The organism is Actinomycetospora soli (genome assembly GCF_021026295.1).
GTDB classification, from domain to species: Bacteria; Actinomycetota; Actinomycetes; order Mycobacteriales; family Pseudonocardiaceae; genus Actinomycetospora; species Actinomycetospora soli.
In genome coordinates, this window is sequence record NZ_JAJNDA010000014.1 from 1 (window position 1) to 17,648 (window position 17,648).

14 protein-coding genes are annotated in these 17,648 nt (G+C 74.5%); 9 read left to right on the forward strand and 5 right to left on the reverse strand.

The window, feature by feature from the left end; translation table 11 throughout:
* The first annotated feature begins 81 nt into the window (after positions 1–81).
* A complete protein-coding gene (locus LN037_RS33790) occupies positions 82–897 on the forward strand; it encodes a transposase (protein WP_230756580.1) in 816 nt (271 codons plus the stop codon).
* 10 nt (positions 898–907) lie between these two features.
* Here LN037_RS33790 and LN037_RS21465 read toward each other — a convergent pair whose 3' ends face one another.
* The 5 genes from LN037_RS21465 to LN037_RS21480 form a co-directional block, all read right to left on the reverse strand.
* Complete coding sequence (locus LN037_RS21465) at positions 908–1,846, reverse strand: zinc ribbon domain-containing protein (RefSeq protein ID WP_230756585.1); 939 nt, start codon at positions 1,844–1,846, stop codon at positions 908–910.
* Positions 1,847–1,931: 85 nt separating this feature from the next.
* Positions 1,932–6,668, reverse strand: a complete 4,737-nt coding sequence (locus LN037_RS21470; RefSeq protein ID WP_230756588.1) for an ATP-dependent helicase — start codon at positions 6,666–6,668, stop codon at positions 1,932–1,934.
* 29 nt (positions 6,669–6,697) lie between these two features.
* Positions 6,698–6,832 carry a hypothetical protein gene (locus tag LN037_RS32825; protein ID WP_255694665.1) on the reverse strand — a complete coding sequence of 45 codons (135 nt, stop codon included), beginning with the start codon at positions 6,830–6,832 and terminating at the stop codon, positions 6,698–6,700.
* A 10-nt stretch (positions 6,833–6,842) separates the two neighbouring features.
* Complete coding sequence (locus tag LN037_RS21475; RefSeq protein WP_230756591.1) at positions 6,843–7,502, reverse strand: response regulator transcription factor; 660 nt, start codon at positions 7,500–7,502, stop codon at positions 6,843–6,845.
* On the reverse strand, positions 7,499–8,692 hold the full coding sequence (locus LN037_RS21480) for a sensor histidine kinase (protein WP_230756594.1): 1,194 nt from the start codon (positions 8,690–8,692) through the stop codon (positions 7,499–7,501). The genes LN037_RS21475 and LN037_RS21480 overlap by 4 nt, the downstream gene beginning before the upstream one ends.
* A 133-nt stretch (positions 8,693–8,825) precedes the next feature.
* On the opposite strand from LN037_RS21480, the gene LN037_RS21485 reads away from it, so the two are divergent.
* From LN037_RS21485 to LN037_RS21520, 8 genes are all read left to right on the forward strand, one after another.
* Positions 8,826–10,325, forward strand: coding sequence for an ArnT family glycosyltransferase (locus LN037_RS21485; RefSeq protein ID WP_230756596.1), 1,500 nt, complete (start codon positions 8,826–8,828; stop codon positions 10,323–10,325).
* A gap of 43 nt (positions 10,326–10,368) precedes the next feature.
* The gene (locus LN037_RS21490) at positions 10,369–10,563 is read left to right on the forward strand and encodes a DUF3046 domain-containing protein (protein ID WP_230756599.1); all 195 of its coding nucleotides are present in this window, start codon (positions 10,369–10,371) and stop codon (positions 10,561–10,563) included.
* Positions 10,564–10,761: 198 nt separating this feature from the next.
* Positions 10,762–11,808, forward strand: a complete 1,047-nt coding sequence (recA, locus tag LN037_RS21495; protein WP_230756602.1) for a recombinase RecA — start codon at positions 10,762–10,764, stop codon at positions 11,806–11,808.
* Entirely contained in the window at positions 11,808–12,386 is a 579-nt protein-coding gene (locus tag LN037_RS21500) for a regulatory protein RecX (RefSeq protein ID WP_230756604.1), read from the forward strand. Before recA ends, LN037_RS21500 begins: the two co-directional genes overlap by 1 nt.
* Before the next feature lie 199 nt (positions 12,387–12,585).
* Positions 12,586–13,422, forward strand: a complete 837-nt coding sequence (gene sdhC, locus LN037_RS21505) for a succinate dehydrogenase subunit SdhC (protein ID WP_230756607.1) — start codon at positions 12,586–12,588, stop codon at positions 13,420–13,422.
* Positions 13,422–15,344: a fumarate reductase/succinate dehydrogenase flavoprotein subunit gene (locus tag LN037_RS21510; RefSeq protein ID WP_230756612.1), complete on the forward strand. Its 1,923-nt coding sequence runs from the start codon at positions 13,422–13,424 to the stop codon at positions 15,342–15,344. Before sdhC ends, LN037_RS21510 begins: the two co-directional genes overlap by 1 nt.
* 3 nt (positions 15,345–15,347) lie before the next feature.
* Positions 15,348–16,202 (forward strand): succinate dehydrogenase/fumarate reductase iron-sulfur subunit, encoded by an 855-nt coding sequence (locus tag LN037_RS21515; RefSeq protein ID WP_230756615.1) that lies wholly within the window; start codon positions 15,348–15,350, stop codon positions 16,200–16,202.
* A gap of 16 nt (positions 16,203–16,218) precedes the next feature.
* Positions 16,219–17,646 (forward strand): wax ester/triacylglycerol synthase domain-containing protein, encoded by a 1,428-nt coding sequence (locus LN037_RS21520; RefSeq protein WP_230756619.1) that lies wholly within the window; start codon positions 16,219–16,221, stop codon positions 17,644–17,646.
* The last annotated feature ends 2 nt before the right edge of the window (positions 17,647–17,648 follow it).

Below are 17,648 nucleotides of genomic sequence, written 5' to 3' on the forward strand. Positions count from 1 at the left end.
GCTTCGAGTCCCCGTGATCACGCAACCGGTCCTCATACATGCGCACCGCACGAGCCCGGGTCTCCGGGTCGAACTTCCGAGGTGGGGCCACAGCAGCAGTCTCCTTGCTACATCAGAGCCTCACCACCAGCCGGGGCGGTTCACCTGCTGGCCTGCTTCCCTGCCGCGGTCGGCCTGTTCGCCGCCCTCGACAGCCCGATCAGCCTGCGGTTCCTGGCCCGCTTCCCAGGACCGAGCAAGGCCAGTTGGCTCTCCGCGAAGCGGATGAACGCCTGGCTAGCCGGAGCCGGCTACTGCGGACGCAAGACCGCCGAGGAACTTTTCGCCCACCTCGACCGCGCGCCGACCGGGATCACCGGCCCCGCCGAACACGCGATGACCGTGATCACCGAGCAGCTGGTGGCGACGCTCCGCGACCTGCGCACCCGCATCGAGGTCCTCGACGGCCAAATCGCTGAGAGTCTCGCCCTGCACCCCGACGGTCCGACCTTCGCCAGCCTGCCTCGCGCCGGGGTCAACCGCGCGGCGCTCCTGCTCGCCGAGATCGGCGACTGCCGATCCCGGTTCCCCGACGACACCGCGCTGGCAGCCGCGGCAGGCGTTGCGCCCTCCACCCGCGCCAGCGGCAAGCGCCACCACGTCGCATTCCGCCACAGCTGCGACAAGAAACTGCGCGAAGCCCTCGTCGACTTCGCTGCCGACAGCCGACAAGCCAGCCCCTGGGCCCGCGACATCTACGACCGAGCCCGCGCCCGCGGCAAACGCCACCCCCACGCCGTCCGGATCCTCGCCCGAGCCTGGCTACGGGTGATCTGGCGCTGCTGGAACGACCAGACCACCTACCAGCCCGAGCGCCACGGCGGCCTCCAGACCCTGCTCCCAGCCGCCCCGGCTTGACACAGGGCTCTCAGGCCTGACCGTGGGCCCAGAGCAGGAACGCGGCCGCGTCGTCGAGGTCGGCGAAGCCCGCGCCGAGCGCGTCGACGAGCAGGTCGTTCGAGCCGCACGCCACCCGGCCGATCGTGTGGCGCCCGCGGTCGACCGGCGGGAGCTCCACGCCGAGCACCGAGGCCACGATCTCGCGCTTGCCCTCGCCGCCCGACCCGCCGTCGACGGTGAGGATCGGCAGGAACCGCTCCGGGCGGGCGACGGCGAGGACGTGGGTGAGCACCGACTCGCGCGCCCCGCCCATCGCGTGGGGGCTCGTCTGGTCCACGAGGGCGGTGAAGCGGTCCTCGAGCGGCGGGTCGTCCGGGGACTGCTCGTCGTCCCCGCTCTCGCCGCGCAGCAGGTACTCGATCGCGTCGCGGAACCGCTGCGAGGCGTCGCGGTCGCCGAGCTTGCGCCACTCGCGGGAGAACGACGAGGTGTTGCCGGACAGGGCCAGGACGTCGGTGGTGACGAAGTCCTTCAGCTGCCCCGGCTCGGCGTGCGGGAGCCCGGCGCGGCTGAACATCAGCTCGTACAGCCGCCGGAAGTCCGCGGCGTAGGGGTCGGGGCGCGGCCGCGCGCGGGGCCACGCGGCCTTCAGGGCGGCCAGGCGCTGCAGCGCCTCGCCGGGGACGTCGTCGAGCGTCGGGAACCGCCGCACCACCGGCGCGGCCGTGGCCGCAGGGGCCGGGGCCGGGCGCGTGGTCGTCGTCGTGGTTGCCGTCGCCCGGGGCGCGCGGGCGCGCGGCGCGGGCGTCTTCACGGGCTTCGGGGTCACCGCCCGGGGCGACACGGGGCGGGCGCCGTGCATCCAGTGGTGGCCGCACGACGTGCACCGCATCTCGTTGCGGCCGTCGTCCGCCATCCCGACGTACTCCGCTGCTCCGACCTCGCAGCTCGGACACGCCAGCGCCATCGGTCTCCCTCTCGTGAACGGCCTTGCCGGGTCCCATCTTGCCCGCCCCGGCCCGACCGCGCGCCCGGCCCCGCCGGCGGCCGGCTCACGCCCGGATGCGCAGGCCCTTCGGGCTGTTCCGGAACCCGGCCTCGCCCAGCGCCTCGGCGAGCACACCGTCCAGTGCGCTCGACCCGTCGGTGCGCTCCACCGACAACCCGCCGAGCGACCCGTCCCGGACGGCGGTGGTCAGCGCCGTCGCGGCCTCGGTCAGCCGGTCGCGGTCGTCGGTGAACGACAGCAGGGACTTCCCCCCGCGCTCGACGTAGATCGTCGGCTCCCCGTCGGTGAGCACCACGAGCGCGCCGGCCTTGCGACCCGGCCGGTGCCCGGTGGTGCCGTCCTGCGCCGCGCGGGTCGGCGGCCACTCCAGGGCGGCCCCCCACGGCTGGGCCGGGTCGGTGGCGGCGAGGACCAGGGCCTGCTGGCCGCGGGCGGAGGCGTCGTCGTCGCGGGAGGTGGCGCGGAGCCGGTCGATCGCGCCGGGCACCGCGAACTGGGCCGCGCCGAGCCCCTCGACGACGTAGCCCCGGCGGCAGCGGCCCGACTCCTCCATCGCGCGCAGCACCGGGTAGATGCCGGCGAAGCCGCCGGTGATCCGCTCGGTGTCGAGGGCGCCGCGGGTGAGCACCCCGTGCCGTTCGAGGAACGACTCGGTCCGGGCCTGCGTGCGCCGGGTCGGGTCCGGCTCCCGCTCCGGCACCGCCGACCAGCGACCCGCCACGGTCGGCGGGCCCGTGCGTGAGGGCATCTGCGGCCGCCCCACCCGCGCGTAGCGGCCGCGCGACGGCGCGCGGCGCTGCTTGTGCGCGGCCTTCGACCGGCCGCCGCCGCCCGCCACGAGCGCCCGGACCGGGGCGAGGGTGTCGTTCGTGGCGTGGCCCGCCCACACGAGGTCCCACAGCGCCTCGACCGTGGTCGGGTCGTCGGGGATCGTCTCACCGGCGTCGCGCAGGATCGTGCCCGCGCGGTCGGCCAGCGTGCGGAAGAACAGTGCGCCCCCGCCGTCGAGGGCCTCGAGCAGCGCCCGGTGCAGCGGCGACCCGTCCAACCCGTCGTCGGGCTCGGGCAGCATCAGGTCGGCGATGTCGGCCGGGGCGACCGCGAGCCACCCGTCCCCGCCCGAGAGCGTGCCGCAGCCGGTCCAGGTCACCTCGCCGGCGGTGGTGAGCTCGTCGAGCAGCGCGGGCGTGTAGCCGGGCAGCCGGGCCGGCAGCACCAGCGACTCCCACGCGCTCGCGGGCACCGGGGCGCCCGCGAGCTGCTCGATCACGTTGAGCACGTCGTCCGGGCTCGGCGCGCGGCGGCGGCGCCCGCCGATGCCGTGCCAGGACGGGAGGAACCGTCCGAGCGCCGCCGGCTCGACGGGCTCGACCTCCGCCCGCAGCCGGGCCAGCGACCCCCGCCGGATGCGGCGCAGCACCTCGGCGTCGCAGAAGTCGATCCCGCCGCCGTCGGCCGGTCCGGTGTCGCCCGGGATGGGCGGGGCGTCGGTCGGCCGCAGCTCCCCGCGCACGAGCCGACCCGCGCCGGCCATGCGCTCCAGCACCGACGACACCACGGCCGGCCCGAGCCCGAAGCGCCGCGCGGCGGCCGACGCCGGGAACGGGCCGCGGGTGCGGGCGTACCGGGCGAGGAGGTCGCCCAGCGGGTCGGCGACCGGCTCGGTGAACGCCTCGGGGACGCCGACGGGCAGGCCGGCGCCGAGCGCGTCGCGCAGCCGCCCCGCGTCCTCGATGGCCACCCACCGCCGCTCCCCGGCGATCTTGACCCGGAGCGCCCGCCGGGCGGTCTCCAGCTCCGCGAGCCACTCCTCGCGCACCCCGCGCCCGGCGGCTTCCGCGGTCGTCAGGTCGCCGACGAAGCGGAGCAGGTCGGCGGTGCCCTCCACGTCGCGCACGTGGCGTTCGGGGTCGGTGCGCTGCAGCCCCGCCTCGACCTCGGCCAGGACCTCGACGTCGAGCAGCTCGCGGATGGCCTCCGACCCGAGCAGCTCGGCGAGCAGCGTCGAGTCCAGCGAGAGCGCCGCCGCCCGCCGTTCGGCCAGCGGGGCGTCCATCTCGTAGAGGAACATCCCGACGTAGCCGAACATCAGCGTGCGCGCGAACGGCGAGGCCGACGGCGTGGCGACGTCGACCACCTGCACCGCCCGCGACCGGACGTCGCGCATGAGCTCGACCAGCCCCGGCACGTCGTACACGTCCTGCAGGCACTCCCGGTAGGTCTCGAGCACGACCGGGAACTGCTCGTACTTCGAGGCCACCGACATCAGCTGGGCGGCCTTCTGCCGCTGCTGCCACAGCGGGGTGCGCCGCGTCGGATCGCGGCGGGGGAGCAGCAGCGACCGGGCTGCGCACTCCCGGAAGCGCGCGGCGAACAGCGCCGACCCGCTGACCTCGGCCGTCACCAGCTGGTCGACCTCGTCGGGGTCGAGCAGCACGTCCTCGGCGCCGGGGAGGATCTCCGCGCCCGTGTCGTCGAGGGTGTCGGGCAGCCGCAGCACGATCCCGTCGTCGGCCGAGGCCGCCGAGACCTCCAGCCCGCGCTGCTCGCGGAACCGCGCCGCGATCGCCAGTGCCCACGGGGCGTTGACCTGCGCCCCGAACGGCGAGTGCACGACGATCCGCCAGTCGCCCAGCTCGTCGCGGAACCGCTCGACCACGATCGTGCGGTCGCTCGGGACGTGCCGCGTCGCGTCCCGCTGCTCACCGAGGTAGCCGACGAGGTTGTCCACCGCCCAGGCGTCGAGTCCCGCCGCGGCCGCGCGCTCCCGCGCCGCGGCGTCGTCGGCCCCGGCGATCTCGCGGACGAAGGCCCCCAGCGCGCGACCGAGCTCCAGCGGCCGGCCGAGCGCGTCGCCCTTCCAGAACGGCATCCGGCCCGGCACCCCAGGCGCGGGCTCGGCGATCACCCGGTCGCGCGTGATGTCGAGGACCCGCCAGGTGGTGGACCCCAGCAGGAACGTGTCGCCCGCCCGCGACTCGTAGACCATCTCCTCGTCGAGCTCGCCGACCCGCGAGCCGCCCGTGCCGTTCTCCCCGGAGCCGGGGGTGACGACGGTGTAGAGCCCGCGGTCGGGGATCGTGCCCCCGGAGGTCACCGCGAGGCGCTGGGCGCCCGGCCGGCCCGCCAGCTCGTCGGTGACCCGGTCCCACGTGATGCGCGGCCGCAGCTCGCCGAACTCCTCGCTCGGGTAGCGCCCCGCGAGCATGTCGAGCACCGAGGTCATCGCCGAGTCGGGCAGCCCGCTGAAGGGTGCGGCCCGCCGGACGAGCGCCGTCAGGTCGGACAGCGACCAGTTCTCCATCGCGGTCATCGCGACGACGTGCTGGGCCAGGACGTCCAGCGGGTTGCGCGGGTAGCGCATCGCCTCGATCTTCCCGGCCGCCATACGCTCGGCCACGACCGCGCACGAGACGAGGTCGCCCCGGTACTTCGGGAACACCACGCCCTCGGACACGGCGCCGACCTGGTGGCCCGCGCGCCCGACCCGCTGCAGCCCGCTCGCCACCGACGGCGGCGCCTCGACCTGCACCACGAGGTCCACCGCGCCCATGTCGATGCCGAGCTCCAGGCTCGACGTGGCGACCACGCACGGCAGCTGCCCGGACTTCAGCGCCTCCTCCACGAGCGTGCGCTGCGTGCGGCTCATCGAGCCGTGGTGCGCCCGCGCCACGATCACCTCGGCGGGCTCGGCCACGCCGGACTGCCCGACCGCCTCCGCCGGGAAGGGTCCCCTCGTGACGACGGGTTCCTCGTCCGTCTCCTCGTCCGTCTCCTCGTCGAGGTCGACCGGCTCGGCCTCGGCCTGGGCCACGGCCGCCCGTTCGGTGGCGAGCTCGTTGATCCGCGCCGTCAGCCGTTCGGCCAGCCGACGCGAGTTCGCGAAGACGATCGTGGAGCGGTGGGCCTCGACGAGGTCGAGCACCTTCTCCTGCACCGCGGGCCAGATCGACGCCCGCTGCGCCGCACCGGCCGCCGAGCCCTCGACCTCCTCCTCGACCCCCGGGCCGCTCTGGTTGTCGCCGGCGTCCAGGGCGCTCATGTCCTCGACCGGGACGACCACGCCGACCTGCACGACCTTCGTGGACTCCGGCTGCACCACCCGCACCGGGCGCCCGCCCGCGAGGAAGGTCGACACCTCCTCGACCGGCCGCACGGTCGCCGACAGCCCGATCCGCTGCGCGGGCGCGTCGAGCAGCGCGTCGAGGCGTTCCAGCGACAGCGCGAGGTGCGCCCCGCGCTTCGAGGCCAGGACGGCGTGCACCTCGTCGACGATCACGGTGTCGACCCCGCGCAGCGACTCCCGCGCTGCGGACGTGAGCAGCAGGAACAGCGACTCCGGCGTGGTGACCAGGACGTCGGGCGGGGTCCGGTTGAAGGTGCGCCGCTCGTCGGCCGGGGTGTCGCCGGTGCGGGACCCGACGGTGATGTCGGGCTCCGGCAGCCCGAGCCGGTGCGTGGCCTGGCGCAGCCCGGCGAGGGGTGAGCGGAGGTTGCGCTGCACGTCGACGGTCAGCGCCTTCATCGGCGACACGTAGAGCACGCGGCAGCGCCGCGTCGGCTCCTCGGGCAGCGGGGCGGACGCCAGCCGGTCGAGCGCCCAGAGGAACGCCGCCAGCGTCTTGCCCGAGCCGGTGGGAGCGACGACCAGGGCGTGCTCCCCGTCGGCGACCGCGTCCCACGCGCCCGCCTGCGCGGCGGTCGGCTCACCGAAGGCCCCGGTGAACCAGTCCCGCGTGGCGGGGGAGAAGCGGTCGAGAACGGTCACAGCGTCATGCATACCCCTCGGGTCCGACAGTCACCGCCCGCTCACCGTCGCTGGGAGAACCACCAACGCAGCAGCACCACGAGCGCGGCGACGAGCCCGAGGACCGCCAGCACCGGTCCGAGCCACTCGTAGCCGGCCGGGGTCGGGAGGCCGATCTGCGCGAAGAGGACATCCACGACACCGAGGCTACCGATCGGCGGCCACCGTCAGCCCGGCGTCGCGGGCCAGCAGCGCCAGCTGCGTCCGGTTCTCCAGGTCGAGCTTCGTGAGCGCCGCGGACAGGTAGGTCTTCACCGTCGACAGCGAGAGCAGCAGCTCGGCCGCGATCCGCGCGTTGCCCCAGCCCTGCCCGACCGCCGCGGCCACCGCCCGCTCCTGCTCGGAGAGCGCCGCGAGCCGCTCGGTCGCCTCCCGCGCGGGGTTCGGCCCGCCCGTGGCGGCGGAGATGACCCGCCGCGCCACGCCGGGCGACAGGCTCGGCTCGCCGCGCGCGGCCCGGCGCACCGCGTCCTCGATCTCGGCCGGGGCCGTGTCCTTGACCAGGTAGCCGACCGCGCCCGCGCGCAGGGCGTCCAGCACGTCGTCGTCGGTCTCGAAGGTGGTCAGCACGAGGACGGCGGGCGCCCCGGGGCGCGCGGCGAGTCCGGCGGTCGCGCGCACGCCGTCCACCCGGCGCATCCGCAGGTCCATCAGCACGACGTCGGGCGCGTGCTCGGCCACGGCGGCCGGGACCTCGTCGCCGTCCGCGGCCTCGCCGACCACCTCGAGGTCGTCGGCCCCGCCGAGCATCAGGCGCAGCCCGGACCGGACGAGGGGGTCGTCGTCCACGATCAGCACCGCGATCACGACGCGACCTCCGCCGCCCGGCGCACCGCGGCGGGCCAGGGGATGCGCACCGCGACGCGGAAGGACCCGCCGTCGGGACCGCAGGAGAGCACCTCGCCGCCCGCGAGCTCGACGCGTTCGGCGATGCCGACGAGGCCCGTGCCGCCCGGCCCGACGGGCACCGGCGCCGGCAGCGGGTTGGCGACCACCAGCTCCGCCGCGCCCCCGGCGCGGCCGTGCAGGCGCACCTCGACGGGGCACCCGGGAGCGTGCCGCGCGGCGTTCGTCAGCGCCTCCTGCGTGATCCGGTACAGGGTGCGCCCGCACTCGTCGGGGACGGCGGCGGCCCCGCCGACGAGGTCGTCGTGCAGGGCGATCTCGGCCCCGGCGGCGCGGACGCCGTCGACGAGCCGGTCGAGGTCGGCGAGCGTCGGTTGCGGGGCGCGCTCGGCGTCCGCGGCGTCCTCGCCCTCGGTGCGCAGGACGCCGAGGATCACCCGCAGGTCGTTCAGCGCGTCCTGCGCCCCGGTGCGGATGACCTCCAGCGCGTCGTCGATCTCGGCCGGGTCGACCGCCCGGCCGCCCCGCCGCCGGTGCGCGAGCGCCGCCGCGTGCATGGAGACCAGGGAGAGGCGGTGCCCGAGGACGTCGTGCATCTCGCGCGCGATGCGGGTCCGCTCGCCGGTGCGGGCCGCCTCGGCGCGCAGCGCGGCCTCCCGCTCGGCCCGCCGGGCCCGCTCGACGAGGGACTCGAGCAACTGGGCCCGGGCCCGCACGGCGGCGCCGGAGGCGATGACGGCGGCGGAGATGAGCACCGCCCAGCCGAGGGTGCCCCACGACGTCGAGTCGGGCCGGACGTCGCGGAACGTCCACTGCACGGGGCTGATCGCGAGCGAAACGCCGCTGAGCACGGCCGCCACGGGCCACGGGCGGCGCACGGCGACCGCGAAGGTGGCGACGGCACCGGCGAGCCACGCGGTGGTGACGACGAGGCCGGTCAGCCCGATCGCCACCGCCACCGCGACCGGTGCCCGCCGGCGGGCGAGGAGCAGACCGGTGGCCACGAGCCCGCCCGCGAGGTCGATCCACCACCAGGCCGGGGCCTCGGGGAAGACCGGGGGCGCCGGGCCGAGCGAGAGCCACACGCCGAGCAGCGCGATCGCGGCCGCGCCGCCGTCGAGCAGACGCGGGTGCAGCGTCGACGTCCTCACGACCGCCGACGCTAGTGCCGACCCCCGACGGCGGGCCTCCTCCGAAGGTCGACGACCCGGTGACCGAAGGATGACCCGACCGGGCACGAACACCCGAGGCGCCCGACCGGCCGGTCGCGTGAGGCTGACCGCCATGTCCACCGTCACCGCGCCGCCCCCTCCCGTCGGCACGCGGGCCGTCCCGCCGCTCGCGGCCGCCGCCGGGCTCGTGGCGGGACTGGTCGGCGTGGTCCAGTTCGTGCTGTCGGTCCCGGACGGCCGCTGGTTCGACGAGGTCCTCATGCTCGCCATCGGCCGCCACCACCTCGACTGGGGCTCGGCCGACCAGCCCCCGGTCGCGCCGCTGCTCGCCGCGGCCGCCGACGCGATCGCGCCCGACCGGCAGTGGGTGATGCGGCTGCCCGTCGTCCTGGCCTCCGCGGGCGCGGTCCTGCTCGCCGCCCTGATCGCCCGGGAGCTCGGCGGGGACCGGCGGGCCCAGACGCTGGCCGCGACCGCGCAGGCGACGGGGATCTGGGCCACGCTCTTCGGCCACTGGCTCACGCCCTACGCGCTGGAGCCGGTGCAGTGGCTGGCGATCGGCTGGCTGCTCGTGCGATGGGTGCGGACGCGCGACGACCGGCTGCTGGTGGCCCTGGGCCTCGTCGTCGGGATCGCGGCGCAGACCAAGTTCCAGGTGTTCGGACTGTGCGCGGCGCTCCTGGTCGCCGTGGCGCTCTGCGGCCCGCGGACGCTGCTCCGTCGCCCGCTGCTGTGGGTGGGCGCGCTGCTCGCCGCCGCGATCGCGGCGCCCACCCTGATCTGGCAGGCCGCCCACGGCTGGCCGCAGCTCGCGATGGGGGCGGTCGTCGCCGCCGAGGCCGGGCCGCTCTACGGCGGCCGGGCCGGCGTGGCCGCCGCGACGGTCGTGGGTGCGGGCCTGCTCGGCGCCCCGCTCGGCGCCTACGGCCTGGTCCGGCTGCTCCGGACCCCCGACCTGCGGTTCCTCGGCGTGACGACGGCGGTCGTCGCGCTCCTCGTCGTCCTCGCCCCGGGGCGGCCCTACTACCTCGCCGGCCTGTACGGGCTGCTCGCCGCGGCCGGTGCGGTCGGGCTCCAGGGGCGGCGCGAGGCGGGCCGCGCCCGGTTCCGGTGGGTCGCGTGGCCCGCGTCGGCCCTGGCCGTCGCGCTCGCCGCCGCGGTGCTGCACCTGTCGACCGCGCTGGCGAGCCCGGTGGTCCCCGACCGGATCGTGGCCGCGACCGCGACCGCGACCGCGACCGCGAACGCCCACGACGCCCTCCCGGCGCCGGAGCGGGACCGGACGGCGATCGTCGGGGGCTCGTACATCTACGCGGCCTACGTCGACGCGGCCCCCCGGGCCCTCGGCCTGCCGCCGGCGGCCTCGCTGAACCGCAGTTACGGGTACTTCACCCCGCCGTCGGACGACCTCGACGCCGCGCTCTACGTCGGACCGGACCCGGGCGTGCTGCGGGGGTCGTTCGCGCAGGTCCGGCGGGTGGGCGAGATCAGCGGCGACGGCGCCCGCGGGCTCGGCGGCGAGGACCTCGACACCCCCGTCTGGCTGCTCACCGGCCGCCAGGAGCCGTGGGCGGCGATCTGGGAGCGGGAGCGGACCCTCGTCGTCTCCTGAGGGGCCCGTTCCCGACGACGGGTCGCCACCTACCCTCGACGGCGTGCGCCTGACCCACTTCCGGCAGCTGATGGAGGACGAGTTCGGCGCCGTGCGCGCGTCCTCGATCGCCCGGGACCACGTGTTCTCCGCGCTCGCGGGCCGGACGGTGGAGCAGGCGCTGGAGGACGGCGAGGAACCGCGCGAGGTCTGGCGGGCGGTGTGCGCCGAGTTCGACGTGCCGGCGTCCCGCCGGTGAGACCGCCCGGGGGTGACCGGCGTGTCCCCCTCCTGGATCGAACACGTGTTCGTCTAGTCTGAACGCCGGAGGCGGTCGTCCACACCGGCACCGGCCGCCCGCGTTGTCCACAGCCGAAGACCTGCTCGTGCGATGTTGTCGGACCCCTGTCCTACCGTCGCCGCCGAAGACCACACCCGTCCCGAGGGGGAACCCCGAATGCCTCAGGCCCCGGATCGCGACAAGGCGCTCGAGCTCGCCCTGGCGCAGATCGACAAGCAGTTCGGCAAGGGCTCGGTGATGCGGCTGGGCGACGAGGGCCGCGCGCCGATCAGCGTCATCCCGACCGGCTCCATCGCCCTGGACGTCGCCCTCGGCGTCGGCGGGCTGCCGCGAGGCCGCGTCGTCGAGATCTACGGCCCGGAGTCCTCCGGGAAGACGACCGTCACGCTGCACGCGGTCGCCCAGGCGCAGGCCCAGGGCGGCGTCGCGGCGTTCATCGACGCCGAGCACGCGCTGGACCCGGAGTACGCGAAGGCGCTCGGCGTCGACACCGACGCCCTCCTGGTCGCGCAGCCGGACACCGGCGAGCAGGCGCTCGAGATCATGGACATGCTGATCCGCTCGAACGCGCTCGACATCATCGTCGTCGACTCCGTCGCCGCGCTCGTGCCCCGCGCCGAGATCGAGGGCGACATGGGGGACAGCCACGTCGGCCTGCAGGCCCGCCTGATGAGCCAGGCGCTGCGCAAGATCACCGGTGCGCTGAACCACTCCGGCACCACGGCGATCTTCATCAACCAGCTGCGCGAGAAGGTCGGCGTCATGTTCGGCTCGCCGGAGACCACCACCGGTGGCCGCGCGCTGAAGTTCTACTCGTCGGTGCGCCTGGACATCCGGCGGATCGAGACGCTCAAGGACGGCACCGACGCGGTCGGCAACCGGACGCGCGTCAAGGTCGTGAAGAACAAGGTCGCGCCGCCGTTCAAGCAGGCCGAGTTCGACATGATCTACGGCCAGGGCATCTCCAAGGAGGGCTCGCTGATCGACGTCGGCGTCGAGCAGGGCTTCGTCCGCAAGTCGGGCGCCTGGTACACCTACGACGGCGACCAGCTCGGCCAGGGCAAGGAGAACGCCCGGAAGTTCCTGCGGGAGAACCCGGACGTCGCGGGCGAGATCGAGAAGCGGATCAAGGAGAAGCTCGGGATCGGGCCGAAGCTCGACGCCGACGAGACCCAGCCGGCGCCGGCCCCGGTCGACTTCTGATGGCCCTCGGGCAGCGGCCGCGGCGCCGCGCCCGGGAGGAACCGGAGCGGGAGGGTCCGCCCGAGCCGCCCGCCGACCCGGAGTCGGTGGCCAGCACGATCTGCCTGAACCTCCTCACGATCCGGGCGCGCACGCGGGCCGAGCTGGCCACCGAGCTGGCCCGGCGGGACGTCGACGACGACGTGGCCGCCGCGGTGCTCGACCGGCTCGAGGAGGTGCGCCTGCTCGACGACACGGCGTTCGCCGAGCAGTGGGTCGACTCCCGGCACCGCCACCGGGGGCTCGGGCGTCGGGCGCTCTCGCAGGAGCTGCGCCGCAAGGGGGTCGACGCGGAGACCACGAGCGCCGCGGTCGCCGAGCTCGACCCGGAGTCGGAGCGGGCCAAGGCCGTCGAGCTGGTCCGGCGCCGTCTGCGCTCCCTGGACCGGGTGGAGCCCGAGGCGGCGGCCCGGCGACTCGTCGGGATGCTCGCCCGCAAGGGCTACGGCGCGGGCCTGGCCTACGAGGTCGTCCGCACCGAGATGGCGGGTCGGGGCGCGGAGCTCGACGACACGGTTCCGGACGACGAGGCGCTCTGACGACTGGGGATGACGCTCCGCCGCCGCTCGGGTGACGGGGATCACGACAACATCACCTGTGACCCGGACGACAGCCGGGAATGCCTGGTCGTAGTGTGCTGCGCACCACACGGCGTGACGCCGTGCCGAGGTGCGCCCCTCCGCCACGGGGACGCGGCACCGGCCGTCACGCGAGCCCCGTCGACGAGGACCGGTGCGAGTGACCACCACAGCGCACGACCCCGGAGCGCCATCGGCCGACAACCCCGGCCGCGCGGACATCCGGGCCCGAACCCTCCGCCGCGACCGCTGGTGGCTGGCGCCACTGGTGAACGCCCTCGGGCTGGCCACGTTCGTCGTGTACGCGACGATCCGGTCGTTCTGGGGATCGGCGTACTACGTGTCGGAGTACCACTACCTCTCGCCGTTCTACTCGCCGTGCTTCTCGGCGAGCTGCGTGCCGGGGTCGAGCCACTTCGGGACGTTCCTGCCGGAGTTCCCGCCGTGGCTCCCGCTCGCGCTGCTGTCGCTGCCGTTCCTGCTCGGCTTCCGGCTCACCTGCTACTACTACCGGAAGTCGTACTACCGGGCGTTCTGGATGTCGCCGCCCGCCTGCGCGGTGTCCGAGCCGCACGGCAAGTACACGGGTGAGACGCGCTTCCCGCTGATCCTGCAGAACGCGCACCGCTACTTCTTCTACTTTGCGGTCCTGATCTCGCTGATCAACACCTACGACATGCTGGTCGCGTTCCAGAGCGACGCCCCCGACGGCTCGGCCCGGTTCGGGATCGGTCTCGGCAACGTCATCCTGCTGGTCAACGTGATCGGGCTGTGGCTCTACACGCTGTCGTGCCACTCCTGCCGCCACATCACCGGCGGGCGGCTCAAGCACTTCTCGCGGCACCCGGTGCGCTACCGGATCTGGACCGGGATCTCGGCGCTGAACACGCGGCACATGCTCTTCGCGTGGATCACGATCGGGACGCTGATCCTCACCGACCTCTACATCATGCTCGTCGCGAGCGGCACCATCTCCGACCTGAGGATCGTGAACTGATGGCCGACACCTCCGGGACGCCCGACGTCGTCCACCACACCTACGACGTCCTCGTGATCGGCGCCGGCGGCGCGGGCCTGCGCGCGGCGATCGAGGCCCGGATGCGGGGCAAGCGGGTCGCGATCCTGTCGAAGTCGCTGTTCGGCAAGGCGCACACGGTGATGGCCGAGGGCGGGATCGCCGCGTCGATGGGGAACGCGAACCCCCGCGACAACTGGGAGGTCCACTACCGCGACACCATGCGCGGCGGGAAGTTCCTCAACAACTGGCGGATGGCCGAGCTGCACGCCAAGGAGGCGCCGCAGCGCGTCTGGGAGCTCGAGACCTACGGCGCGCTGTTCGACCGCACGCCCGAGGGCAAGATCAGCCAGCGCAACTTCGGCGGCCACCAGTTCCCGCGTCTCGCGCACGTCGGCGACCGCACCGGGCTCGAGCTGATCCGCACCCTGCAGCAGAAGATCGTCTCGCTGCAGCAGGAGGACCACGCCCGCACCGGCGACCACGAGTCCGACCTGAAGGTCTTCCACGAGTTCACCGTCACCGAGCTGTTCAAGGACGGCGACCGCATCGCCGGCGCCTTCGGCTACCGCCGGCCGACGGGGGAGTACCTCTGCTTCCACGCCCCGGCGGTCGTGCTCGCCACCGGCGGGATCGGCAAGTCGTTCAAGGTCACCAGCAACTCCTGGGAGTACACCGGCGACGGCCACGCCCTGGCGCTCCGCGCGGGCGCCCGCCTGATCAACATGGAGTTCGTCCAGTTCCACCCGACGGGGATGGTCTGGCCGCCCAGCGTGAAGGGCATCCTCGTCACCGAGTCCGTCCGCGGCGACGGCGGCGTCCTCAAGAACTCCGAGGGCGAGCGGTTCATGTTCCGCTACGTCCCCGACGTGTTCCGCGAGCAGTACGCGACCAGCGAGGACGAGGGGGACCGCTGGTACACCGACGCCGACAACAACCGGCGGCCCCCCGAGCTGCTGCCGCGCGACGAGGTGGCCCGGGCGATCAACAACGAGGTCAAGGAGGGGCGCGGGTCGCCGGCCGGCGGGGTCTACCTGGACATCGCCAGCCGCCGCTCCACGGAGTTCATCCGCAAGCGCCTGCCGTCGATGTACCACCAGTTCAAGGAGCTGGCCGACGTCGACATCACCGCCGAGCCGATGGAGGTCGGCCCGACCTGCCACTACGTGATGGGCGGGGTCGAGGTCGACCCGGACACGGCCGCGACGGTGGTGCCCGGACTGTTCGCGGCCGGTGAGGTCGCGGGCGGGATGCACGGCTCCAACCGCCTGGGCGGCAACTCGCTGTCCGACCTGCTCGTCTTCGGCTGCCGCGCCGGGGCGGGGGCGGCGGAGTACCTCGACGGCCTGACCGGCGCGCCCGCCGTCACGGACGCGGCCGTCGACGCGGCGCTCGCGGAGTCGGAGAAGCCGTTCGCGGTCCGCGGCGAGGAGAACGCGTACACGCTGCACCAGGAGCTGCAGCAGACGATGAACGACCTGGTGGGGATCATCCGCCGGGCCGACGAGATGGAGATGGCGCTCAAGCGGCTCGCGGAGCTGCGTGACCGCATCCCGCGGGTCGGGGTCTCCGGCGGCCGGGCGTACAACCCGGGCTGGCACCTCGCGATGGACCTGCGCAACATGCTGATGGTCAGCCAGTGCATCGCGATGGCCGCGCTGGAGCGGCAGGAGAGCCGCGGCGGCCACACCCGCGACGACTACCCGGCGATGGACGAGAACTGGCGGCGCGAGCTGCTCAACTGCTCCCTCGTCGACGGGCCCGACGGTCCGCAGGTGGAGCTGAACCACCAGCCCCAGCCGGCGATGCGCCCGGACCTGTTCGACCTCTTCGAGCTCGACGAGCTGAAGAAGTACTACACCGGCGACGAACTGGGCGGCCACCGCGCGGATCGGGGGATGTGAGCCATGGGCTACCGGGCGAAGTTCGAGGTCTGGCGCGGCGACGCCTCCGGCGAGGGCGCGCTGCAGCCGTTCGAGGTCGACGTCAACGAGGGCGAGGTCGTCCTCGACATCGTGCACCGGCTGCAGGCCACCCAGGCCGGTGACCTCGCGGTGCGCTGGAACTGCAAGGCCGGCAAGTGCGGCAGCTGCTCGGCGGAGATCAACGGCCGCCCGCGGCTGATGTGCATGACGCGCATGTCGACGTTCGACGAGCAGGAGACGGTGACGATCACGCCGCTGCGGACCTTCCCGGTGATCCGGGACCTCGTCACCGACGTCGACTTCAACTACGTCAAGGCCCGCGAGATCCCCTCGTTCGCGCCGCCGGAGGACCTGGCGCCGGGCGAGTACCGGATGAGCCAGGTCGACGTGGAGCGGCCGCAGGAGTTCCGCAAGTGCATCGAGTGCTACCTGTGCCAGAACACCTGCCACGCGGTGCGCGACCACGAGGAGAACAAGGAGGAGTTCGCCGGCCCGCGCTACCTGATGCGGGTCTCCGAGCTCGACATGCACCCGCTCGACGTCCGCGACCGCAAGGACGCCGCGCAGGACGACCACGGCCTCGGCTACTGCAACATCACCAAGTGCTGCACCGAGGTCTGCCCCGAGCACATCAAGATCACCGACAACGCGCTCATCCCGATGAAGGAACGCGTGGTCGACACGAAGTACGACCCGCTGGTGTGGCTCGGGCGGAAGATCTTCAAGCGCGAGGACCTGGAGGCGAAGCACGCCACCGGGCGGCGCTCGCTCGACGACGCGGGCCCGGACAACGGCTCGCCGCTGCCGGCCGACTCGATCGGCCCGGTCGGCGGCTGAGGACCGGGAGGGGCGCGTGACCGGCGATCCCGCGCCCCGGCACGGCCCGGACGGGCGCCTGCTGTGGTCCCGGTCGTCGGAGCTGACCGGCTTCGAGGCGCTGATGTGGCGGGTCGAGGCGGACCCGAGGATGCGCTCGACGGTGGTCATCGTCGAGACGCTCGACCGGGAGCCGGACTGGGACCGGATGGTCGCGGCCACCGACTGGGCCTCGCGGGTGGTGCCCCGGCTCCGGGAACGGATCGTGGCGCCGTTCCTCGGGGCCGGGACCCCGTTCTGGTCGCTGGACCCGGACTTCGACCTGCACTACCACCTGCGCCGGCTGCGGCTGCACGACGGCGCATCAGGCGCCGACCTGTTCCGGGCGGCCGAGCAGGTCGCGATGACCCCGCTCGACCCGTCGCGTCCCCTGTGGGAGGCGACGATCGTCGGCGGGCTGCCCGACGGCGGCGCGGCGCTGCTGTTCAAGCTCAGCCACGTCCTCTCCGACGGGATGGGCCTCGCGCAGCTGCTCGCCGGGCTGCACTCCCGGACCCGCGAGCCGACCCCCGACAAGCCCCAGCCGCCCGCACCCGAACCGACCCCGACCGGCCCGGTCGAGGCGCTGGTCCGGCAGGCGCGCACGGACCTCGGCCTGGTCACCGGGGTCGCGCGCGGTCTTCTCGGGGGCGCGTCCGCACTCGTGCGACCCGACCGGGCCCTGCGGGACGCCGCGGGCTACGTCGCCTCCGCGGTCCGGGTGCTGTCCCCGCCCACGGCCCCGCCGCTGCCGGTGCTGGCGCGGCGCAGCCCGTCGTGGCGCTTCCGCGCGCGCGACGTGCCGTTCGCGGAGCTGCGGGCCGCGGGCCGCGCGGGGGGCGGCTCGGTGAACAGCGCCTTCGTGGCGGCGCTGCTCGCGGCCTTCCGCCGCTACTCCGCCCGGTGCGGCGAGCCGCTGCCGTCCGACCGGCTGATGCCGGTGACCATGCCGGTGTCGGTGCGCCGCGAGGAGCACGAGGCGGGCGGCAACCACTTCGCCCCGGCCCGGCTCTCGGCGCCGGTCGGGCTCGTCGACCCGGCCGCGCGGATCGCCGACGTGCACCACCGGGTCGCGACGGCCCGGGCGGAGCCGGCGCTGGAGAGCGTCGAGCTCGTCGCCCCGCTGCTGGTCCGGCTGCCCGGCGCGCTGGTGGCCCGCTTCGGCGGCAGCACCACCGGCGCGAACGACCTGCAGGCCAGCAGCATCCCCGGCCTGCAGGGCGACGTGTACCTCGCGGGTGCGCGGATCGTGCGCAGCTACCCCTTCGCGCCGCTGCCCGGCTGCGCGGCGATGATCGCCATGATCACCCACGGGGACGTCTGCTGCGTCGCGGCAAACCTCGACGCGGCGGCGATCACCGACCTCGCGGGCTTCGAGCAGGACCTCGCCGACGGGTTCGACGAGGTCCTGGCTCTCGCCCGGTGAGC

Coding starts and splice junctions, on each gene's coding strand:
- LN037_RS21465 (WP_230756585.1), bottom strand. CDS start 1,846: ATGGCGCTGGCGTGTCCGAGCTGCGAGGTCGGAGCAGCGGAGTACGTC.
- LN037_RS21470 (WP_230756588.1), bottom strand. CDS start 6,668: ATGCATGACGCTGTGACCGTTCTCGACCGCTTCTCCCCCGCCACGCGG.
- LN037_RS21485 (WP_230756596.1), top strand. CDS start 8,826: ATGTCCACCGTCACCGCGCCGCCCCCTCCCGTCGGCACGCGGGCCGTC.
- recA (WP_230756602.1), top strand. CDS start 10,762: ATGCCTCAGGCCCCGGATCGCGACAAGGCGCTCGAGCTCGCCCTGGCG.
- LN037_RS21500 (WP_230756604.1), top strand. CDS start 11,808: ATGGCCCTCGGGCAGCGGCCGCGGCGCCGCGCCCGGGAGGAACCGGAG.
- LN037_RS21510 (WP_230756612.1), top strand. CDS start 13,422: ATGGCCGACACCTCCGGGACGCCCGACGTCGTCCACCACACCTACGAC.
- LN037_RS21515 (WP_230756615.1), top strand. CDS start 15,348: ATGGGCTACCGGGCGAAGTTCGAGGTCTGGCGCGGCGACGCCTCCGGC.